This is a genomic window from Martelella sp., assembly GCF_984369615.1.
Genome location: NZ_CFHTCS010000403.1, coordinates 1 through 3,712 on the forward strand (window position 1 = coordinate 1; position 3,712 = coordinate 3,712).

2 protein-coding genes are annotated in these 3,712 nt (G+C 65.7%); both read left to right on the forward strand.

Annotation, left to right across the window (positions count from 1 at the left end; translation table 11 throughout):
• On the forward strand, positions 1-933 hold a 933-nt coding region (locus AC5DC2_RS21140), incomplete at its 5' end, for a PD-(D/E)XK nuclease family protein (RefSeq protein ID WP_491699911.1).
• Positions 923-3,712: double-strand break repair helicase AddA (addA, locus tag AC5DC2_RS21145; protein WP_491699912.1), on the forward strand; the 2,790-nt coding region annotated here is incomplete at its 3' end. The genes AC5DC2_RS21140 and addA, both read left to right, overlap by 11 nt.

Below are 3,712 nucleotides of genomic sequence, written 5' to 3' on the forward strand. Positions count from 1 at the left end.
CTTGACGATCAGCCGCGCGCGTCAATCCCGCCGCGCCCTGAACCCTATCCGCCGGCGGACGACCAGCCGAAGCGCTATTCCTTCTCCGAAATCGGCAGGCTCAGGCGCGATCCTTACGCGATCTATGCCGAGAAGGTGCTGAAGCTCGATCCGCTCGCCCCCTTCAACGCCGATCCTTCGGTCAAGGAACGCGGCATTCTCTATCACGCGCTTGCCGAGCGCTTTATCAAGACCGGCGCTGATCCGGCGAGCAAAGAGGGGCGTGCGGCGATGGACGAGGTGCTTTCCGGACTTCTTCTGGAGGTTGAACTGCCGCCGCACCTCGCCTTGAGCTGGGTGCCGCGGCTGCGGTCCGTGGCAGAGGAACTCCTGAAGTTCGAGGCGGCGCGGCGTTTCTCCACGCCGATCGACACAACGCTGACGGAAGCCGGCGCGGGGTTTGATATTCCCATTGCCGATATTCGGCTCACCGGCATTGCCGACCGGATCGACATTCTGGAAGACGGCACGGCCGAGATCATCGACTACAAGACCGGCATGTCGCCATCGCTCAACCAGGCGCGCACGCTTCTGGAACCGCAATTGCCGCTGGAGGCGGCGGCCCTTGCGGCGGGCGCGTTCAAGGACGTGCCGGCGCTGGAGACGAAAAGCCTTAAATATGTGCGACTGAGGCCTGGTCATCGTTTCGGCGTCGATGCGCTGGAGAAGGCGGAAACAAAAACCGATCCGGCCATCACGGCGGAGGAGCTCGCAAGCGATGCGCTGCGCGAATTCACCCGCTTCGTGATCGCCCTGAAGAGCGGAAACCGGCCCTTTGCCTCGCGGCTGATACCCGCAAGCGCGCGGGATTTCGGCGGCGAATACGATCATCTCGCCCGCGTTGCGGAATGGTCGACTGCCGACGACAACGGGGAGGGCGGCGATGAGCGATGATCCGGGCCTCGATGCCGGCGCCGAAGACTGGCTTTCATGGACGACCGGGCGGCAACGTCTGGCCTCCGACCCCGCGCGCACGGTCTGGGTTTCGGCCAATGCCGGTTCCGGCAAGACCCATGTGCTGACCCAGCGCGTGGTCCGGCTTCTGCTTGCCGGCGCCAGGCCGTCCGCCATTCTCTGCCTCACCTACACCAAGGCGGCGGCGTCCGAAATGTCGAACCGCGTCTTCGCCCGGCTGGCCGACTGGGCGGTGCTGCCCGAGGCGGAGCTTGCCGCCGAAATCGAGACGATCGAGGGGACGAGGCCCGATGCGCTGAAGATCGCGGTGGCAAGGCGGCTCTTTGCCCATGCGCTGGAGACGCCGGGCGGGCTCAAGATCCAGACCATCCACGCCTTCTGCGAGAGCCTGCTGCACCGGTTTCCGCTGGAAGCCAATGTCGCCGGCCATTTTTCGGTGCTCGATGATATCGCCGCGGCGACCCTGCTTGCCGATGCCCGCCGCCAGCTCTTGACCGCAACGGCAAGCAGGGAAGATCCGGCCCTGTCGGATGCTTTCCAGAAAGTGCTGGACATTGCCGATGACAGCGGACTTGAGACGCTGCTCGGCGAGATCGTCGGCGCGCGCCACGCCATTCGGCCGTTTCTCGAGGCTGCGCGAGGCAAGAACGGGCTCGAGGCGGCGTTGCGGGCGGCCTACGGATTTGGCGACGACGCGAATGAGGAGACGGTGGCGGCCGAAGTCTGGCCGCTTGCGGGTCTTGCGGACCTTGCTGCGCTGGTCCGGATCGCGCGCGACGATGGAGGGGCTCGGGCGGGGACGTTTGCCGATGCGCTGCAGGCGGCCGTCGAGGCTTCCGATGCGATAACGCGCTTTGCCGCGCTGGAAAGCGCCTTCCTGACAGCGGCCGGCGTGCCGAAGGCCGAATCGACGCTGGTTTTCAAATCGCTCAGGGTGAAGGCGCCGGAGCTCGGCGAGGCCGTGCTGGCGGCGGCGGACCAGGTCTTTGCCGTCCGCGACCGGCTGAACCGCTTCCGCATCTTCGAGAAGACGCTGGCGGCCCTCGTGCTCGCCGATCGGCTCGACAGCCGCTACGAGGCGCTGAAACAGCGGCGCGGCAAGCTCGATTTCGAGGATCTGATCGCACGCACGGCAGCGCTCCTGTCGCGATCGGATGCCGGGCCCTGGGTGCATTACAAGCTCGACCAGGGGATCGACCATATTCTCGTCGACGAGGCGCAGGACACGGCCCCGCTGCAATGGGATGTGGTGCGCGCGCTGAGCGAGGATTTCTTTACCGGCGAAGGCGCGCGGCCGGGATTTCGCACCATGTTTGCCGTCGGTGACGAGAAACAGTCGATCTATTCCTTTCAAGGCGCGCGGCCGGAGCGCTTCGCCGCCGAGGGCAGGCTGACGGCAAGGCGCGTAACGTCGATTGCGGCGGAGTTTTCCAAGATCGGCCTGCCGCTTTCCTTCCGCTCCACCGCCTCCGTTCTGTCCGCGGTCGATTGCGTCTTCTCGGTGCCGGAAAACCGGAAAGGGCTTTCTGCGGAAGGCGAGGACACGGTGCATGTCTCCAACCGCATCGGCCATCCCGGCAGCGTCGAGGCCTGGGAGATGATCGCGCCGGAGGCGCGCGAGGACGAGGAAGACTGGACCGCGCCGTTTGACGCGACGCCCGAACAGGCCCCGGCAGCCATTCTGGCCCGGCGCATCGCCCATCGGATATCCGAGATGATCGGACGGGAGACGATCGTCGAGAAGGACCGCGCGCGACCGGTTCGCGCCGGCGACATTCTGGTTCTCGTCAGGAAGCGCGATGCCTTCGTCAACGCGCTGACGCGGGCGTTGAAGTCGCCCTATGACATTCCCGTCGCCGGCGCCGACCGCTTGAGGCTGGCCGATCACATCGCGGTCAAGGACCTGATCGCGCTCGGGCGCTTTGCCGTGCTGCCGGAAGACGATCTCTCGCTTGCCGCACTGTTCAAGAGCCCGCTTCTCGGTCTTTCGGAAGACGATCTGTTTTCTGTCGCGGCAAGGCGCGGGAGGGGCGAGCATGTCTGGTCGGCATTGCGCCGGCTTTCGGCTGCCGGCGATGAGACATTCGGCCAGGCGGTGTCGATGCTGGAACGGGTGATCGGCGGCGCCCGCCGCAAGAGCGCCTTCGATTTCTATGCCGACATCCTGGCGCGCGAGGGCGGCAGGCGCGCCTTTCTCGCCCGGCTCGGCAGCGAGGCGGGGGATATTCTGGACGAATTCCTCAATGCGGCGAAGGATCACGAGGATAACGGCCTGCCGGGTCTGCAGTCCTTCCTCGACGTGATGGAAGAAGGCGGTCTCGAAATCAAGCGCGAGCAGGACAAGGGCCGCGACGAGGTGCGGATCATGACGGTGCACGCCTCGAAGGGGCTGGAAGCGCCGATCGTGTTTCTGGTCGACAGCGGCGGCAGGCCCTTTGTCGCAAGCCACCTTTCCGGCTTCCGGATGATGGAGGCGGGGCTGCCCGTCTGGCATTCGGCAAAGAAGGAGGCCGACAGCAGCGTTCTTGCCGACATCGCACGGCGCGAAGAGGAGGCGAAGGAAGAATATCGCCGTCTTCTTTATGTGGCGATGACGCGGGCCGCCGACCGGCTGTTTGTCACCGGTTATCGCGGCAAGACGGAGGTGCCGGATTGCTGGCACAGGCTCGTCTGGTCGGCGTTTGAGACCGATGAGAAGGAGAGGTCTGAGACGATCGAGGTGGCCGGGCCCGCCGGGGAGAGCTGGCCGGGCCTGCTA